Origin of the sequence: Psychrobacter aestuarii (genome assembly GCF_904846035.1) — a bacterium.
In the GTDB taxonomy this organism is placed as follows: Bacteria; Pseudomonadota; Gammaproteobacteria; order Pseudomonadales; family Moraxellaceae; genus Psychrobacter; species Psychrobacter aestuarii.
The window spans coordinates 1,527,071-1,542,178 of the sequence record NZ_CAJGYT010000001.1 but is presented as its reverse complement, the minus strand read 5'-3'; the positions used below and the strand labels follow the sequence as shown (position 1 = coordinate 1,542,178).

Annotated in this window: 16 protein-coding genes; 12 read left to right on the top strand and 4 right to left on the bottom strand. The window is 49.4% G+C overall.

Annotated elements, in window-relative coordinates:
* Positions 1–211 precede the first annotated feature (211 nt).
* Together def and JMW05_RS06450 are read left to right on the top strand one after the other, a co-directional pair.
* Positions 212–742 (top strand): peptide deformylase, encoded by a 531-nt coding sequence (def, locus tag JMW05_RS06455; RefSeq protein ID WP_201504507.1) that lies wholly within the window; start codon positions 212–214, stop codon positions 740–742.
* A 105-nt stretch (positions 743–847) separates the two neighbouring features.
* The gene (locus tag JMW05_RS06450; RefSeq protein WP_201504506.1) at positions 848–2,023 is read left to right on the top strand and encodes a type III PLP-dependent enzyme; all 1,176 of its coding nucleotides are present in this window, start codon (positions 848–850) and stop codon (positions 2,021–2,023) included.
* A gap of 90 nt (positions 2,024–2,113) precedes the next feature.
* On the opposite strand, the gene dapB is transcribed toward JMW05_RS06450, so the two are convergent.
* The 3 genes from dapB to dnaJ all read right to left on the bottom strand — a co-directional run bounded on the left by dapB (position 2,114) and on the right by dnaJ (position 4,771).
* Positions 2,114–2,941: a 4-hydroxy-tetrahydrodipicolinate reductase gene (gene dapB / locus JMW05_RS06445; RefSeq protein ID WP_201504505.1), complete on the bottom strand. Its 828-nt coding sequence runs from the start codon at positions 2,939–2,941 to the stop codon at positions 2,114–2,116.
* Positions 2,942–3,080: 139 nt separating this feature from the next.
* Complete coding sequence (locus tag JMW05_RS06440; protein WP_201504504.1) at positions 3,081–3,518, bottom strand: GNAT family N-acetyltransferase; 438 nt, start codon at positions 3,516–3,518, stop codon at positions 3,081–3,083.
* 116 nt (positions 3,519–3,634) lie between these two features.
* On the bottom strand, positions 3,635–4,771 hold the full coding sequence (gene dnaJ / locus JMW05_RS06435; RefSeq protein ID WP_201504503.1) for a molecular chaperone DnaJ: 1,137 nt from the start codon (positions 4,769–4,771) through the stop codon (positions 3,635–3,637).
* A 466-nt stretch (positions 4,772–5,237) separates the two neighbouring features.
* On the opposite strand from dnaJ, the gene JMW05_RS06430 reads away from it, so the two are divergent.
* Complete coding sequence (locus JMW05_RS06430; RefSeq protein ID WP_201504502.1) at positions 5,238–5,897, top strand: DUF2939 domain-containing protein; 660 nt, start codon at positions 5,238–5,240, stop codon at positions 5,895–5,897.
* Positions 5,898–6,142: 245 nt separating this feature from the next.
* On the opposite strand, the gene JMW05_RS06425 is transcribed toward JMW05_RS06430, so the two are convergent.
* The gene (locus tag JMW05_RS06425; protein ID WP_201504501.1) at positions 6,143–6,847 is read right to left on the bottom strand and encodes a pseudouridine synthase; all 705 of its coding nucleotides are present in this window, start codon (positions 6,845–6,847) and stop codon (positions 6,143–6,145) included.
* Positions 6,848–7,086: 239 nt separating this feature from the next.
* Between JMW05_RS06425 and JMW05_RS06420 the strand changes: the two genes are divergently transcribed.
* The 9 genes from JMW05_RS06420 (at position 7,087) to JMW05_RS06380 (ending at position 15,074) form a co-directional block, all read left to right on the top strand.
* On the top strand, positions 7,087–7,704 hold the full coding sequence (locus JMW05_RS06420; RefSeq protein WP_201504500.1) for a YigZ family protein: 618 nt from the start codon (positions 7,087–7,089) through the stop codon (positions 7,702–7,704).
* A gap of 117 nt (positions 7,705–7,821) precedes the next feature.
* On the top strand, positions 7,822–8,397 hold the full coding sequence (locus JMW05_RS06415; protein WP_201504499.1) for a hypothetical protein: 576 nt from the start codon (positions 7,822–7,824) through the stop codon (positions 8,395–8,397).
* Between the two features lie 140 nt (positions 8,398–8,537).
* Positions 8,538–9,539, top strand: a complete 1,002-nt coding sequence (locus JMW05_RS06410; RefSeq protein WP_201504498.1) for a YheT family hydrolase — start codon at positions 8,538–8,540, stop codon at positions 9,537–9,539.
* Between the two features lie 190 nt (positions 9,540–9,729).
* Entirely contained in the window at positions 9,730–10,107 is a 378-nt protein-coding gene (locus JMW05_RS06405; RefSeq protein WP_201504497.1) for a DsrE family protein, read from the top strand.
* Positions 10,108–10,381: 274 nt separating this feature from the next.
* Entirely contained in the window at positions 10,382–11,461 is a 1,080-nt protein-coding gene (locus tag JMW05_RS06400) for an NAD(P)H-dependent flavin oxidoreductase (protein ID WP_201504496.1), read from the top strand.
* A gap of 83 nt (positions 11,462–11,544) precedes the next feature.
* Entirely contained in the window at positions 11,545–11,796 is a 252-nt protein-coding gene (locus JMW05_RS06395) for a DUF2798 domain-containing protein (protein ID WP_201504495.1), read from the top strand.
* Positions 11,797–11,936: 140 nt separating this feature from the next.
* A complete protein-coding gene (locus JMW05_RS06390) occupies positions 11,937–12,914 on the top strand; it encodes a zinc-binding dehydrogenase (protein ID WP_201504494.1) in 978 nt (325 codons plus the stop codon).
* 95 nt (positions 12,915–13,009) lie between these two features.
* On the top strand, positions 13,010–14,014 hold the full coding sequence (locus JMW05_RS06385) for a YhdH/YhfP family quinone oxidoreductase (RefSeq protein WP_201504493.1): 1,005 nt from the start codon (positions 13,010–13,012) through the stop codon (positions 14,012–14,014).
* A 196-nt stretch (positions 14,015–14,210) separates the two neighbouring features.
* Positions 14,211–15,074, top strand: coding sequence for an HNH endonuclease (locus JMW05_RS06380; RefSeq protein WP_201504492.1), 864 nt, complete (start codon positions 14,211–14,213; stop codon positions 15,072–15,074).
* Positions 15,075–15,108: the final 34 nt, after the last annotated feature.

Here is a 15,108-nt window from a genome sequence, read left to right as displayed (position 1 = left end):
GAAATAAGCGATGAAAGCCTTACATTTTGTAGGGCTTTTTTATTCGCTGTAATAAAGCGTTTATCATGCAAAAAACCACTGATTGCACACGCGTAACATCGCCGTACAATGCAAGCAGAATTGTAGCGTGCACTTGATAGGCATTACATTCACCCTTATTTATCTTATAATAAGCCGTCCATTTTATTCGTACTGTTGAGGTGAGCCAAATATGGCATTACTCCCGATTTTAAGCTATCCCGACCCGCGTCTGCGTACCATCGCCCAGCCTGTCAAGGAAGTCGATGATGAGATACGCACCCTTATCGATGATATGTTCGAGACCATGTATGACGCGCAGGGCATTGGGCTGGCCGCAACGCAGGTTGACAGACACATCCAGCTGATTGTGATGGATTTGTCTGAGGACAAGAACGAGCCGTTGGTGTTCATTAACCCTAAAGTGACGCCACTGATTGACGATAAAAAACCGTATGAAGAAGGCTGCCTGTCGGTGCCTGATGTGTATGATACTGTCGAGCGTCCGACCAAGGTGCGTATCGAGGCGCTTGACGCCGATGGCAATGCGTTCGATAAAGAAGTCGAAGGTCTGCTCGCGGTGTGCATCCAGCACGAAATGGACCATTTAAACGGGGTCATCTTTGTCGATTACTTATCGCGTTTAAAACAAACACGCGCACGTGATAAAGTGCGTAAGGTCATCAAGGCACGTGAAAAACAAGCGCAACCTGTGAAACGTTGATTTTGCGGTAGCCAGATGTTATGTATATTCGGTGGGTCGGCGTGTTGTAGAACCTTGCGATAAGCAGGCAAATACGCTGCTATGTGTTAACAAAGGTGATTTACCATGATAAAAATCGAGCAGTATTTTGACCAAGCGGGCTGGCAGAAATTTACCAAAGCCGCAGAGGGTCGCCAAACCCCATTTTTGGTGGTGGATTTGAGCCGCATTGAAACCAAGTTTCATGAAATGGAGCGTCTGTTCCCTGCTGCCAAAATCCATTACGCCATGAAAGCCAGTCCTGCGGTAGAAGTGATTGAGCTACTGGCACGACTCGGCTCAAACTTCGACTGCGCGTCTATCTATGAGCTTGACCGCGTGCTTGATTGCGGCGTTGAAGGTGAGCGTATCTCATACGGCAACACCATCAAAAAAGCCGAGCATGTCAAATATGCGTATGACAAAGGCATTCGCCTATACGCCACCGATTCAGAAGCGGACTTAGAAAACATCGCTAAGCACGCGCCTGGCTCAAAAGTGTTCGTACGTATCTTGGTGCAAGGTTCAGAAACCGCCGAGTGGCCACTGTCACGCAAATTCGGCTGCCACCCAGACATGGCCATTGATTTGTTAATCAAAGCGCGTGATTTGGGATTGGTGCCTTATGGCATCTCGTTCCACGTGGGCAGTCAGCAAAAAGACGTGGCGGCATGGGATGATGCGCTGGCGAAAGTCAAATATATGTTTGACTGGATGAACAACGAAGAAAACATCAAGCTGCAAATGATTAACCTAGGTGGCGGCTTCCCGACCAACTATATCAGTGAAGTCAACCCGATTCAGGTCTATGCCGAAGAGATTAAGCGCTACTTGAGCGATGACTTTAGTGAAGAAGAGATGCCTGAGATTATCCTTGAGCCAGGTCGCTCCTTGGTCGGCGGTTCAGGCGTACTGGTCAGTGACGTGGTGCTCATCTCGCGCAAATCAAACACCGACTTGACGCGCTGGGTCTACACCGATGTCGGTCTGTTCCAAGGCTTGATTGAAACCCTTGGCGAGGCGATTAAATACCCTGTGTATACGCCAAAAATGGAAACCTCAACCGAGCAAGGTACGGTGGTATTGGCAGGTCCGACCTGTGATTCGACCGACATCATGTATGAAGAAGCGGGCTATCAGCTGCCTGAAGAGCTAGAGATTGGTGATAAAATCTACTGGCTGACCACAGGCGCGTATACCAACTCGTACTCGTCTGTTGAGTTTAATGGCTTCCCGCCGCTAGAAGTGATTTATATTGACTAATCATGGATAGCCATCCTTTATCAATAAAAAAACGCGCTCATGATGGGCGCGTTTTTTTGTGGCTGGCAGTCTTGTACGTGGTAAAACGTATTAGCTCAAGCCCAACACATCTTGCATGTCATACTGACCCGCTGCTTGCTGCACAATCCACGTGCTGGCGCGTACTGCGCCTGCGGCAAAAGTCATACGCTCGCGCGCATGGTGGGTAATCTCGACCATCTCGCCATCCGCGATAAACATCACTTTATGGTCGCCGACAATCTCGCCACCGCGTATCGCATGGATACCAATCGTGCCGCTTTCACGTGCGCCCGTTTGCCCTTCGCGTCCATAGATGGCGACCTCATCAAGGTTTTGTCCGCGTGCTTTGGCGACCGCTTCTGCCATCATATACGCCGTGCCTGATGGCGCATCGATCTTGTGCTTATGGTGCGCTTCGATAATCTCGACATCCGCGTCTTTACCAAAGGCTTTGGCAGCCATTTCCAGCAGTTTTAGCGAAACATTCACGCCTGTCGAATAGTTGCCCGCATAGACGATGGCGATACGCTCGCTGGCTTTGGCAAGCTCAGATTTTTGCGCATCGTTAAAGCCCGTTGTACCGATGACCATGGCGGTGTTGTTGTCGGCGCAAATACGCAAGTTTTGCTCAGTGGCATCAGGCAAGCTAAAGTCAATCAGCACATCAATGCGATCAATCACCGCAGGCAAATCATCGACAATCTGCACATCCAACACGCCCACGCCGACCACTTCGCCTGCATCCGCACCCACAAGACTTGAGCCTTGGCGTTCAATCGCTGCCTTTAGCGTGGTGTTTGGGTTTTGCGTGGTCGCCTCAATCAGCATGCGCCCCATACGTCCGCCTGCACCGATGACGCCGACACGAATGGGGGTGGCGGTGGTTTGTTCGCTCATAACTTGCCCTTATTGATGATAATAAACAGAAGAAGAAATAAGAACGGCGCGCCTTGTTGGTACGCCCCTAAATGCAAATATCATAGCATGAATTCATAGATATGCTGACGTGCCGCTGCGTCCTTATGCCAATTACTTATTAAGGCGATAGCTGCAAATGCAATATCGGAAATGGCTTGCCCATATCGTCAACAGGTGAACGCGATATCACGTGAAACCCCATACGCTCGTAAAATGCCCTTGCTAAGAGGTTTTGCTCATTCACATCGACCAAGGTTATCTTCATTGTATCCATGGCATGGATGAGTAATGCTTTGCCAATACCTTGTCCACGTGCGCTGTCTTTTACAAATAGCATTTCTATTTTATGGTTATGCACACCAATAAAACCCAATATTGCGCCTTGTTGGTTTTTGACACATTGCAAATGAACGCTCGGAAATGCTTGTTGCATTAACATCGGCTTTAAGGCATCAATATCGGCAAGCGTCAAAAAGTCATGCGTAGCACGTACGGAATCCTCCCATACGGCTAACAGCTCATCATAATCTTGCACGCCAGCAGCAACGATATCCATAACCAAACCTTCCTTACTCAATAGCCATAAAAAAGCCAATAGTTTCACGTGAAACTATTGGCAATCTTAACGTTAATATACGCGCTATACTTGTTGAGACAGCGGCGATTTATCAGTTACTCAAACAATTCACCAATTTTTGAAAAGAATGATTTTTTCTGTGGCGACTGGTGGTGTTTGCCGTCACCGTCTAGCGTTTCTTGGAACTCACGTAGCAGCGCTTTTTGTTCGCTGTTCAGGTTCACAGGGGTCTCAACGACCACGCGGCAGATGAGGTCACCGCGCATGGTAGTACGTACTGGCGTCACGCCTTTACCGCGTACGCGCAGCAGCTTGCCACTTTGCGTGCCTTCAGCGACCTTGATTTTGACTTTACCATCGAGGGTTGGGATTTCGACTTCTTTACCGAGTGCGGCATCGGTGATGCTGACAGGTACGTCCATATACAGATCCGCGCCTTGGCGAGTAAAGACGTTGTGCGGCTTGACGCGCACTTCAACGTACAAGTCGCCGTTTTGCACGCCAGCGCCGCCCGCTTCGCCTTCGCCCGCTAAGCGGACGCGGTCGCCATCATCGACACCCGCTGGAATGGTGACTTCAAGGGTGCGTGATTTGTCTTTCACGCCGCTGCCATGACAGTCTGAGCAGGGGTTTTTAATCTGTTTGCCTGAGCCGCCGCAATGCGGGCAGGTCTGCTGTACGGCAAAGAAGCCTTGCTGCATACGCACTTGACCTTGACCATGACAGGTCTGACAGGTGACCACGTCTGAGGCATTTTTTGCGCCTTTGCCGTCACAGGTGTCACAAGGGGCAGGCGCGGTAAAGCTGATTTCTTTTTTGCAGCCACGTACCGCTTCTTCTAAGGTTAAGTCGATGACGTAGCGAAGATCCGAGCCACGACGCGCACGACCACCGCCGCCGCCACGGCTTTGACCAAAGATGTCGCCAAAGTTGCCAAAAATATCGCCAAAGATGTCTTGGAAGTTGCCTGCGCCTGCGCCACCAAAGCCGCCACCGCCCATGCCATTTTCAAAGGCAGCATGTCCCATACGGTCGTAGGCAGAGCGCTTTTCGGCATCGCTCAGTACTTCGTACGCCATCGAGGCTTCTTTAAACTTGTCTTCGGCTTCAGGGTCATCAGAGTTGCGGTCTGGGTGATATTTCATCGCCAGCTTACGATAGGCTCGCTTGATTTCTTTTTCATCGGCATTTTTACTGACGCCTAATATTTCATAAAAATCGCGCTTGCTCATGGGCTCTCCTCTTGTCATGACGACAGGTTATCGGGTGTAGAATGGGGTATGGGCAACTGGTGCTATGTTTCACATGAAACCTATGGTCGGATATCGACACGGTTATCATTGGCTCACCGAGTGGCGCGGCGTATCGGGCACGCCATCTGCTGGCTGACTGCCGCGTGGACAGCACCGACCCTATTGCCCCATTAAATAATAAAAGTTTGCGCTATTAATGGTGATTGTCTGCTGATTTATCAAGCATTAATCGGCGCAAATTTTGTGCAGCAGCCAGTTAAGGCGTCATGATAAAGCAATTATCCGCGCAAGGCGATGTAACATTTTCATACCTATTTGTCGGGCAGCTCAGTCTAAAGCCGTGCTAGTATTTGCCAGCGCACGCCGATATCGATGGTGATGCCTGAATGCAGGCAGGCGCTGACATGGCGAGATGTACAGTAATGACGGTAATAAAAGGATAACTATGAAAAAGCTGACCTCACTGGTGATGTTGTTGGTGCTGATAATCGGGGTGGTGTTCGCCGGCTCACCTTATTACAAAGCCTATCAGCTCAAAGAAGCCTATGATGCCAAAGACGGCGCAGCCATCGCAGCGGCCATCGACTACGCGCAGCTACAGCCCAACATGACGCGCCAGCTGACCGACAAATTGCAGCAAACCCTAACCCAGTACCCGATGGTCACGCAACTGGCAGGTCCTGCGCTGACGCAAGCGGCAGATGACTTTATTACCAATGCGGTCAAAGGTGCGGTAGAGCCAAACAATATCGAGCAGCTCATCACCACCCAAGGGCAAGCCAACACCGCCACCAAACAGCTCGCCGCCGCGTGGGCGATTGCCAGCAATCAGGTCAATCTACAAAACCTCATCCAAGACGTCATCACTCAGCGTGGCAACATCGATGCGGTGGTAGAAAAACAAATGCAGCTGATGATGGACAAACAAGCCGAAGTGCTTGAGCAGCAAGCGGCAGAAGGCAATGACACGGACAAGCCTGAGCTGCACTACTGCGGTATCAACTGCTTTACCATCAGCGGGCAGGTCAAAGGCTATCCCCTCACCATCGAGATGCAGCGCCAAGGCTTTGTGGATTGGAAAATCGTCAATATCGTTCTGCCATAAAACCAGTTAAAAACGCTGGTCGCTGTTATGCTAATAAAAAAATCCGCTAGAGGCAGACTTTAGCGGATTTTTTATTCGGTCGTTTACCGCTGGCACTTAATAAAAAATGCATTATGACAAATGTACTCAATTGAACGGTATTTTCCTTGCTTGCTGTGGCTGCGCCTTTTGATGTTGCGAAAAATACCATTCAATCTCGCTATATCTGATTTATAAAGCATCCAATATCTTACGTGATACAACACTTAAAACTGCGCGATTTCTTCTTTGGTTAAAAAGCGGCTGTCGCCTTTGTCTAAGCCTTCAAGCGTAATCTCGCCAATACTGGCACGGTGCAAGGCAACGACTTTGTTACCAAAATAGCCCATCATGCGTTTGACCTGATGGTATTTGCCTTGCTCCAGTGTCAGGCGCGCGTGCGTCTCGTCGATGAATTCAATGTGCGCAGGCTTGGTCGGCTCATAGTCACCGTCCAGCAAGATGCCTTGCGCGACTTGTTTAATCACGTCTTCTTGCTTTGCCGCGTCCATCGGGTCAGCGAGGGTCAGCTCATAGACCTTTGGGTGCGCGTGCTTGGGGCTAGTGACGCGGTGCAGCCAGCTGCCATCATCACTGATGATGAGCGCGCCGGTGGTGTCTACATCCAAACGCCCAGCGATACGCAAGCTGCCCAGCTCAGGCACGGCAATCAGCTCGGTGACGATGGGGTATTCTTTGGGCTTGAGCGTACATTCAAAGCCTTCTGGCTTGTGCAGCAGGATATAGCGGTTGCCAGTCGCGACCGACAACGGCTCGCCCATCCACATCACTTCGTCATTGGCGATATCCACGTGCAGCCCTGGGTCTTTAATCACCGCGTCATTGACGGTAACCTCGCTGGCGTGCAAAATCTTCTTGGCCTCTTTGCGAGACAGCTCAGTGGCTTTGCTAATAAATTTATCTAAACGCATACTATTTGCTACCATCGGTTGCGCTATAGTCTTTTCTTAATAAAAGCGTATTGCCCGCTGTTTGACACAGGCACGCGGCGCGTCTTGAATACTGCGCCTATCGGCATCATTTTACCGATGTCTTTTTTATGTTGAATTGACTATAGTGAAAAAGGAACGCGCAGCCATGCAGTGAAAATAAATGCCGCCGCGCTGAAGTTGTCTAATTTTAGCATATCCCACCCAGACCTTGATGAAATATGAGCTACCAAACCCCAAAGAGCGCCATTACTGCCCGTCTTGAGATTAAAAAATCGGCATTCATCACCTATGCCTATCCGATTCACAGCCGTGAAGAGGCGATGTTTCATGTGGAACAATTGCGCAGCAAATACCCTGATGCCAATCACCACTGCTCGGCGTACATCATCGGCGACCCTGATAATACCACCAGTGCAGGCTTTGATGATGATGGTGAGCCAAACGGCACGGCAGGGCGTCCGATATTAAACGTCTTGCAGCACAAGTCGATTGGCAATGTATTGATTGTGGTGGTGCGCTACTTTGGCGGGATTAAGCTTGGCGCGGGCGGGTTGACGCGCGCGTATGCGGGCGCGGCGCAATCGGCAGTCGATGCGATGACCCTCACCCCATATGTGCCGATGACTACGCGGCAGATACAGACCACGTTTGCGAGCGAGGCGCAGTGCCGCTATGTGGTCGAAAGCCTCGGCGGACACATCGACGATGTCGAATACACGCAAGCGGTGGTGCTGCACGTGACCTTGGCAGATGCCGATATTGAGGCGCTAAAAGAAGCGCTTGGCATGTCGGGAACGGTGCTGGAGGATGATGCACCAGACGATACAGCGCGCTAACACAAACGAGCGTTTTGCGGTTTATATCACTTAACGATATGCATTTTGACTAAAGCAAAGTACTATCCACATCAATAATTCTTTTCAAATAGATAACATGAATATCAGGACTCAACTATGAAATCAGCGCATTTATTAGGTATAACTTTTCTTTCTGTTATTAGTTTATCAGGCTGCCAAACCTCAAAAAATTTATTTAATGGCTTTGTGGGTGGCACAGCCAATGTGGCTGAACTACCAGAAAAAAGCTCGACTAGAGTCCAATTTGTCATCAATGATTACTTTGGTATGTTTATAGGCTCGCCTGACTCTATGAATACAAAGGTCAGTGGCAAAACAGAAGGCGTAGTTGCGACTAGGTTTGTTAGTCCAGTATTTAGCAAACAAAATAAGCAAAAAATTGGTGCAATGAACTTGGGTATGCCAAAGCCTAAATCTACTGGGAAAGAACCCTTTAATATCGTTGAGAGATATATTGAACCTAATGAACAAATCCAGATTAAATACAGTATGGGCACTAATAATGGCTCAACTCAAACGGGTTGTACCGTAATCGGAAAATTTACACCCAAGCCCAATACTGACTACCGTATAACTGGTAGTTCAAGCCGCGAGGAATGTTATATGCTTTTGGAGCAGTTTGTAAAAAATAAAAACGGTCAAACTTCTCTAACATCTATCAAGTTTGATTAGACGACATCCTTTCAAGAGCTATCTATCTACTTATCTTACGACCAAATGAATTGGTGAAGTTCAAAAAGATTTACTGACTTTGCTAAGGGGTCTTTTTGATAAAAATACATGCTTCAACGACAACCAAATTAGAGCCAACTATGTCTACCTCAAATATGCCTCAAGGCTTTCACCCCACCCCTTTTAAACCGCCGTTTTGGCTCACCAACGCCCATTTACAAACCATTTTGCCCAAGTTCTTTGAGCCTGCGCTGCCTGACTATCGCCGCGAGCTGTTTCACGACTCACTAGAAGAGAGCGACATCGCTTACGACTTTTATGATGCGGATGGCACGCAAAAAGGCGAGGATGGGCGCGAGCAAACGCCGCTGGTGGTGTTATTTCATGGTATGGAGGGCAGCAGTCACAGCCACTATGCGCGCACGCTGGCACACGCCGTACACGCCAAAGGCTGGCACTTTGTGGTGGTGCATTTTCGCAGCTGCGGTGGCGTCCCTGCCAAGGGCAAAGTGTTCTATGAAGCGGGCAATACCGATGAGCAGCAGCACGCGTTAGCACGGCTGGCAACCGACTACGCCACCATCTATGGTATCGGCGTGTCGCTCGGCGGTAATGCGCTCGCCAAATATATGGGCGAGTACGGCGAGGCGGCGCTGTGTCACGCAGCGGTAGTCGCCTCCGCACCTGTGGACTTATCGTCCGCGTCGTTTGCGATGGAGCGCTTTTTGGGACGGCGCATTTATACGCCGTATTTGCTAAACCCTATCATCAAAAAAGCCATCCAAAACAACCTGACCCCTGAGGAAGTCAAAGCGATTCAGCGCGTCAACCGCATCAGTGATTTTGACGATATCTTCACCGCGCCAAGACACGGCTACCGCTCAAAAAACGACTACTACCGCCGTGCCTCGGCATTGCCGCATCTGATTAATATCGCCAAACCGACGCTGATTATCACTGCCAAAGACGACCCGTTTTTGGGCATTACCGCAGGGCAAGCGGACGTGTCGGACACAGTCACCCTACTAGACACCGCGCATGGCGGGCATATTGGCTTTTTGGGCTATAAAAACCGCAAGTTTGACTTAAGCTGGCTGCCTGATACGGCGCTGGCGTTTTTTGAGTCGGTTGAGCGTGAATGAGTTAGGCTGTCTAAAGTGATTTATAAAAGGGCAAAATATATGTGTGATAGCGTATATTTTGCCTTTTTTTAGCGCGTCTCACGCTATCCCTACGGTTTTACAACAACTCATTATATAAATACATATAATAACTGCTAGGATAATAATCGGTACAACGTGCAATCAAAGACAATCTGATAAGGAGAATACGATGGCTACGATGACAGATTATGTGGGTACGCTGTTTGACAATACCGACTCAAACCCAAGCAAAATCACGCTCGCCTTTACCATGGCGGGCGTGGCGCTAAAAAAAGAACATTCCGCCACGGTGATTTTGATGGCTGATGCGGTGCATCTGGCACTGCCGAATGCCTTGGACAATGTCGATATTGGCGCACCTTTTGAGCCTGCGGGCAAACTGCTAGAAGCCTTTATTGAAAAAGGTGGACACGTCTTGGTCTGCGGCGCGTGCATGCAGCACAACGGTGTGAAAGAAGCCGATATTGATAAACGCTTTGCGGTGATTAGTGGTGATGATGTGGTTGAGCTGCTGATGAGTGCCCAAGGTGGTTTGCAGTTAAACTAAGTTTTTTTAACAACATCAGTAGTAAGACGCTTGGTATAAGGTTGCCAATGCGGCTTTTATTTTTTGTTAATGACTGCTTTTTGTGGTGGGTTATCAAAAGTGCCTGTTACTGGCTAATCTTCAATCAAACTAATATCAAAACATCAGACCATTTTTTACTAAAGTACAGCCAATATCACATCCCCATTTTATAAAAAAATAGGCATTATTCGTTGCTCACCCGCCAGCCACGCGCTAAGGTAAAGTGATAACACAATCAAAAGATGGTGCGCCTATGAGCCTGATGACTGCCCTAAATATCGACTACCCCATCATTCAAGCCCCCATGGCAGGCGGTGCGACGACGCCTGAGCTGGTAGCGACGGTGAGTAATTTCGGCGCGCTCGGTGCGCTGGGTGCAGGCATGACGGCACCAAAGACGCTGGCGGCGCAAATCGATACGATTAAGCGCTTAACCCAACGTCCGTTTATGGTGAATCTGATGGTCTTGTCGCACGCGGAGTCCACGACCTTTGATGCGCCCATGCCTGACTGGCTGCGCGAGTATTATCAAACCGCCATGCCTGATGAGGACATTGATGCGCTGTTGCCTGAGCAGCCTGCGCCGTTATTCGCCGAGCAGCTTGACGTGCTGTATCGCCACCCTGTGCCTGTGGCGAGCTTTACCTTTGGCATTATTAGCCGTGAGGCGGTGCAGGGGTTGCAAGCGCTCGGCACGCGCGTCATCGGTACAGCAAACCACCCCAAAGAGGCGCTCGCATGGGCAGAGGTCGGCGCAGACGCGGTTTGTGTGCAAGGCGCGGAAGCAGGCGGACACCGTGGCGGCTGGCTGACTGAGAGTATGCGCGACCCCATGCCTTTATTGCCGTTATTAGAGGGTACGCGTGCATTAACCGAAATTCCGCTGATTGCCACAGGCGGGCTGATGAGCGCGGACGATATCCGCACCGTGCTGGATGCGGGCGCGGCGATGGCGCAGCTGGGCACGGCGTTTTTGACCACGGATAAATCAGGTATCCATCCGACTTATAAACAAGGCTTGCTCGCTGCCAGTCGCGGGACACGCAGCAGTGACACGCGCTTGACGCGGCTGTTTTCGGGCAAGATGGCACGCGGTCTGGTCAATGACTACATGCAGTCAATGGCGCGCTTTGACGATGCTGCGCAGCTGCCCGCCTACCCGCAGCTGAACGCGATGACCAAGCCGATGCGCGCGCACGCGGCAAAGATAGGCGATGCCGAGCATTTGTCCCTATGGGCGGGTCAAGGCGTGCGTGAGGTTAAAGACGAGCCGACCACCACGCTATTGACGCGGCTGGTAGAAGGGCTTGGATTGCTTTCGCAAAGCCCATGATTTATGGTGAGCGCCTTGCCACAGATTGCGCCGATAGCCTTTGCTGTCCGCGCCACTTTTTTGACCCATTCATGAGCCTTGTTATGTCGTCACCCACTTTTCGTATCCGTACCCGCCGCAAATATTACCGCCTAATTTTTACAGGACTGATGGCACTTATGATGTCGCTGATTATCTCCGCCGCGCTGCTGCTTATTAAAGTGGGTTTTGTGGATGGCTTTTTTACTGAGCTGCTACATTCATGGGCGCTCGGCTTTGTGGTCGCATGGCCAAGCGCGTACGGCTGCGCCTATGTGGTGCAAGAGCATGTCTTAAGCCGCATTGAGTTTTATTAACGCTTTAGATACGCGAGATAACGTTTGTCTACAAAATTCCCTGAGTCGTCACTAGACGACTGGTCTAGTGACGCGTATAGTGGGGTTTGTTTCATTTTCTCCAAAAACGATATGTTTAAAACAAGATAAGGAAAATAATTATGCGTAGCGCAACGCACACCGAATTTGGCAAACCCTCCAACGTGCTTCACATCGTAGACAGCAAGATTCCTGAGCCTGCTGCCGACGAAGTCCGCATCAGGACCATCCTCGCGCCCATTCATAATCACGACCTGCTGACCGTCAGCGGCGACTATGGCTATAAGCCTGATTTTCCCGCCATTGGCGGCAGTGAAGCGCTGGGCATCATTGATGCCGTGGGCAGTGACGTGACTGACCTTGAGGTCGGACAGCGTGTCGCCAGCGCCAGTGTGCATGGCACGTGGGCAGAATATTACACCGCGCCTGCCAAAATGGTATTTGCTATTGATGATGACATCGATGACAAGCTCGCCGCGCAGCTGATTGCCATGCCGCTCAGCGCCTTGATGCTGTTAGAAGTATTAGACCTTGATAAAGGGCAATGGCTGATTCATAACGCTGCCAATGGCGCTGTGGGCAAGACCCTTGCCATGCTGGCGAACGCGCGCGGCATCCACAGCATTAACTTGGTACGCCGCGCCGATGCCAAAGCCGAGCTCGATGAGCTGGGCATCAAAAACACCGTCGTTACTGATGATGATGACTGGCAAGAACAAGTCAAAAATATTATCGGTGACGACAGCATCGCGGCGGCGGTCGATTCGGTCGGCGGTGAGCCCAGTGGCGAGCTGCTATCGCTCCTCGGTAATGGCGGTACGATGGTGTCGTTCGGTCTGATGTCGGGCAAGCCCATGGTATTAAACCCAAGCGATTTGATTTTTAAACAAGCCACCGTCAAAGGCTTTTGGGGCAGTAAAACCAGTACCGAGATGAGCCTTGAGGACAAACAGCGCCTGATTAAAGAGCTGATGACCCGCGCCAAAGACGGTACACTCAAGCTGCCGATTCAAGCGGTCTACGACTTGGATGACATCAAAACGGCGGTGTCTGATGACGTGCAATCGCAAAAAGACGGCAAAGTACTGTTAAAGCCATAACGGGATACATTGACTATTAACCACAAAAAAGCTCATATTTTATGGGCTTTTTTAGTCTAAACCACCAAAAAAAACCAACACATAAGGATATGATGATGTCAGATAAGCAAACCTTTCGCGCCCTCGTCGTTGAAGAACACGATGACGGCAGCTTTAGCAAACACATCCGCGAGCGCAACCTCAGCGACCTGCCCGATAATGACCTGCTGATTGAGGTGCATTACTCCTCGCTCAACTATAAAGACGCGATGTCCGCCGCAGGCAACAAAAGCATCTCCAAACACTACCCGCACACCCCAGGTATCGACGCGGCGGGCGTGGTGGTCAGTGACCGATCAGGCACTTTTCAAAAAGGGCAAGAAGTCGTGGTATTCGGCTATGACCTCGGCATGGACACCGCAGGCGGGCTTGGGCAAATGATTGCTATCCCTGCCGATTGGGCGCTGCCCTGCCCTGAGTCACTGACGCTCAAAGAAGCCATGATATATGGCACGGGCGGTATCACTGCCGCGCTCAGCGTGCAAAAGCTCGAAAAAGCAGGCGCAACACCCGCAGATGGTGCGGTTGCGGTTACAGGCGCGACAGGCGGCGTGGGCAGTATCAGTATCGCTATCCTCGCACAGCTCGGTTATGAGGTCATTGCCTTTTCGGGCAAGTCTGAGCAGACCGAGTATCTAAAATCACTGGGCGCAACCGAAGTGCGCCATCGTGATAGCGTGAATGAGGTGGGCAAGCGTCCCGTCGGTCGTCCGCTATGGGCAAATGCCATCGATACTGTCGGCGGTGACTATCTTGCCAACCTACTCAAGCAGACCAAGCCAGGCGGCGCAGTAACCACCTGCGGACTGGCGGCATCGCCTGAGTTTTCGATGACGGTATTGCCGTTTATCATGCGCGGCGTGTCGTTGCTCGGCATCGACTCGGTATGTATCCCGCTGGAGGAAAAGCGCGACATCTGGCAACGCGTGGCGACCGATATGAAACTGCCCAATCTAGACAACTACGCCGAAGAAATCACGCTTGAGCAAACCCCTGAATACCTTGAGCGCTTTATTGATGGTCAGGCAGTGGGACGTTATGTGGTGAATGTGAAAGGATAAATCGTTAGATGGGATATAAAAAAGCAGCGCTCGTTTGGGAGGGCTGCTTTTTTATTTTTAAACAAGAAATTAAATCTATCTATTAGAAGATTGTATGGTATTTTGAAAGTGGCTAGGAAGTAGTGGCAGCTTGTTTTCAAAAGCTCTACAACCTATCCGATATACTTTCAAAATTCTTTAGGTTTGGAGTTGTAGCATGGCATTAGGAAGAAAATCTATCCCTAAATATGTCAAAGAGAAGCTTCGATCTGAGGTTGGTTTTGGTTGTCCAATAAAGGGCTGCGGCAATCCTTACCTTGAATACCATCATTTTGATCCTCCTGTACATATAAAGCCTCATAATGATCCTAAAGGTATGATAGCCCTCTGTGCTCAGCATCATAAAAAAGCAGATGGCGGTGCATATACCATAGAACAGCTACACGCGTTAAAAAAAGATAAAACCCATGCCGCCTTAGTAAAAGGTAATCTGGATTGGTTACGCAAAGATTTATTAGCTGTAGTAGGTGGTAATTTTTATTACAATACTCTTAAAGTTATAACTATCGACGGTATTGACTTAGTTTTCTTTGAACGTGATGAAAAAGGCTATCTTCGTTTAAATGTAAATATGCTTAGTTTAGAACCTGAAGATAGGTTAATTATTAAAAATAGCTCATGGGAGAACATAGGTTCACCATTAGACTTACGCAGTCCTCCTCAAGGTAAAGAGTTGGAAGTTAGATATGATAATGGTGATTCTCTGTACCTAAGATTTATTGATCTTGTATCACTTGCACAAGCTATAGAAAGATACGAAACAGATATTTTTAGAGACATACCATTCCCGATAACTGCTGTAGAGGTAAATATGACAGTTGCAGGTACAAATATAGAGCTTACACCTTCTCACTCTAGAATAGGCGGCTTTAAAACATCTGGTTCTCTAATTTCAAACTGCGGCAGTGGATTTCTTATTAAAAACACGGGAGTCTTATGGAGACAAAATCCTGTTTTTAAGCTAAAAAAATTAGTACTTGGAATTAATAAATCAAAACCAGTGAATATAAATGTTCAATAAAATACACTATATTTCCCGCCTTTTTGTCATTGCC

Bases quoted from the DNA above. Each gene is read 5' to 3' on its own strand.
- JMW05_RS06450 (WP_201504506.1), top strand. From the start codon at position 848: ATGATAAAAATCGAGCAGTATTTTGACCAAGCGGGCTGGCAGAAATTT.
- JMW05_RS06395 (WP_201504495.1), top strand. From the start codon at position 11,545: ATGTCGTCACCCACTTTTCGTATCCGTACCCGCCGCAAATATTACCGC.
- dapB (WP_201504505.1), bottom strand. From the start codon at position 2,941: ATGAGCGAACAAACCACCGCCACCCCCATTCGTGTCGGCGTCATCGGT.
- JMW05_RS06415 (WP_201504499.1), top strand. From the start codon at position 7,822: ATGAAATCAGCGCATTTATTAGGTATAACTTTTCTTTCTGTTATTAGT.
- JMW05_RS06385 (WP_201504493.1), top strand. From the start codon at position 13,010: ATGTCAGATAAGCAAACCTTTCGCGCCCTCGTCGTTGAAGAACACGAT.
- JMW05_RS06420 (WP_201504500.1), top strand. From the start codon at position 7,087: ATGAGCTACCAAACCCCAAAGAGCGCCATTACTGCCCGTCTTGAGATT.
- def (WP_201504507.1), top strand. From the start codon at position 212: ATGGCATTACTCCCGATTTTAAGCTATCCCGACCCGCGTCTGCGTACC.
- JMW05_RS06410 (WP_201504498.1), top strand. From the start codon at position 8,538: ATGTCTACCTCAAATATGCCTCAAGGCTTTCACCCCACCCCTTTTAAA.
- JMW05_RS06380 (WP_201504492.1), top strand. From the start codon at position 14,211: ATGGCATTAGGAAGAAAATCTATCCCTAAATATGTCAAAGAGAAGCTT.
- JMW05_RS06390 (WP_201504494.1), top strand. From the start codon at position 11,937: ATGCGTAGCGCAACGCACACCGAATTTGGCAAACCCTCCAACGTGCTT.
- JMW05_RS06425 (WP_201504501.1), bottom strand. From the start codon at position 6,847: ATGCGTTTAGATAAATTTATTAGCAAAGCCACTGAGCTGTCTCGCAAA.
- dnaJ (WP_201504503.1), bottom strand. From the start codon at position 4,771: ATGAGCAAGCGCGATTTTTATGAAATATTAGGCGTCAGTAAAAATGCC.
- JMW05_RS06430 (WP_201504502.1), top strand. From the start codon at position 5,238: ATGAAAAAGCTGACCTCACTGGTGATGTTGTTGGTGCTGATAATCGGG.
- JMW05_RS06400 (WP_201504496.1), top strand. From the start codon at position 10,382: ATGAGCCTGATGACTGCCCTAAATATCGACTACCCCATCATTCAAGCC.
- JMW05_RS06405 (WP_201504497.1), top strand. From the start codon at position 9,730: ATGGCTACGATGACAGATTATGTGGGTACGCTGTTTGACAATACCGAC.
- JMW05_RS06440 (WP_201504504.1), bottom strand. From the start codon at position 3,518: ATGGATATCGTTGCTGCTGGCGTGCAAGATTATGATGAGCTGTTAGCC.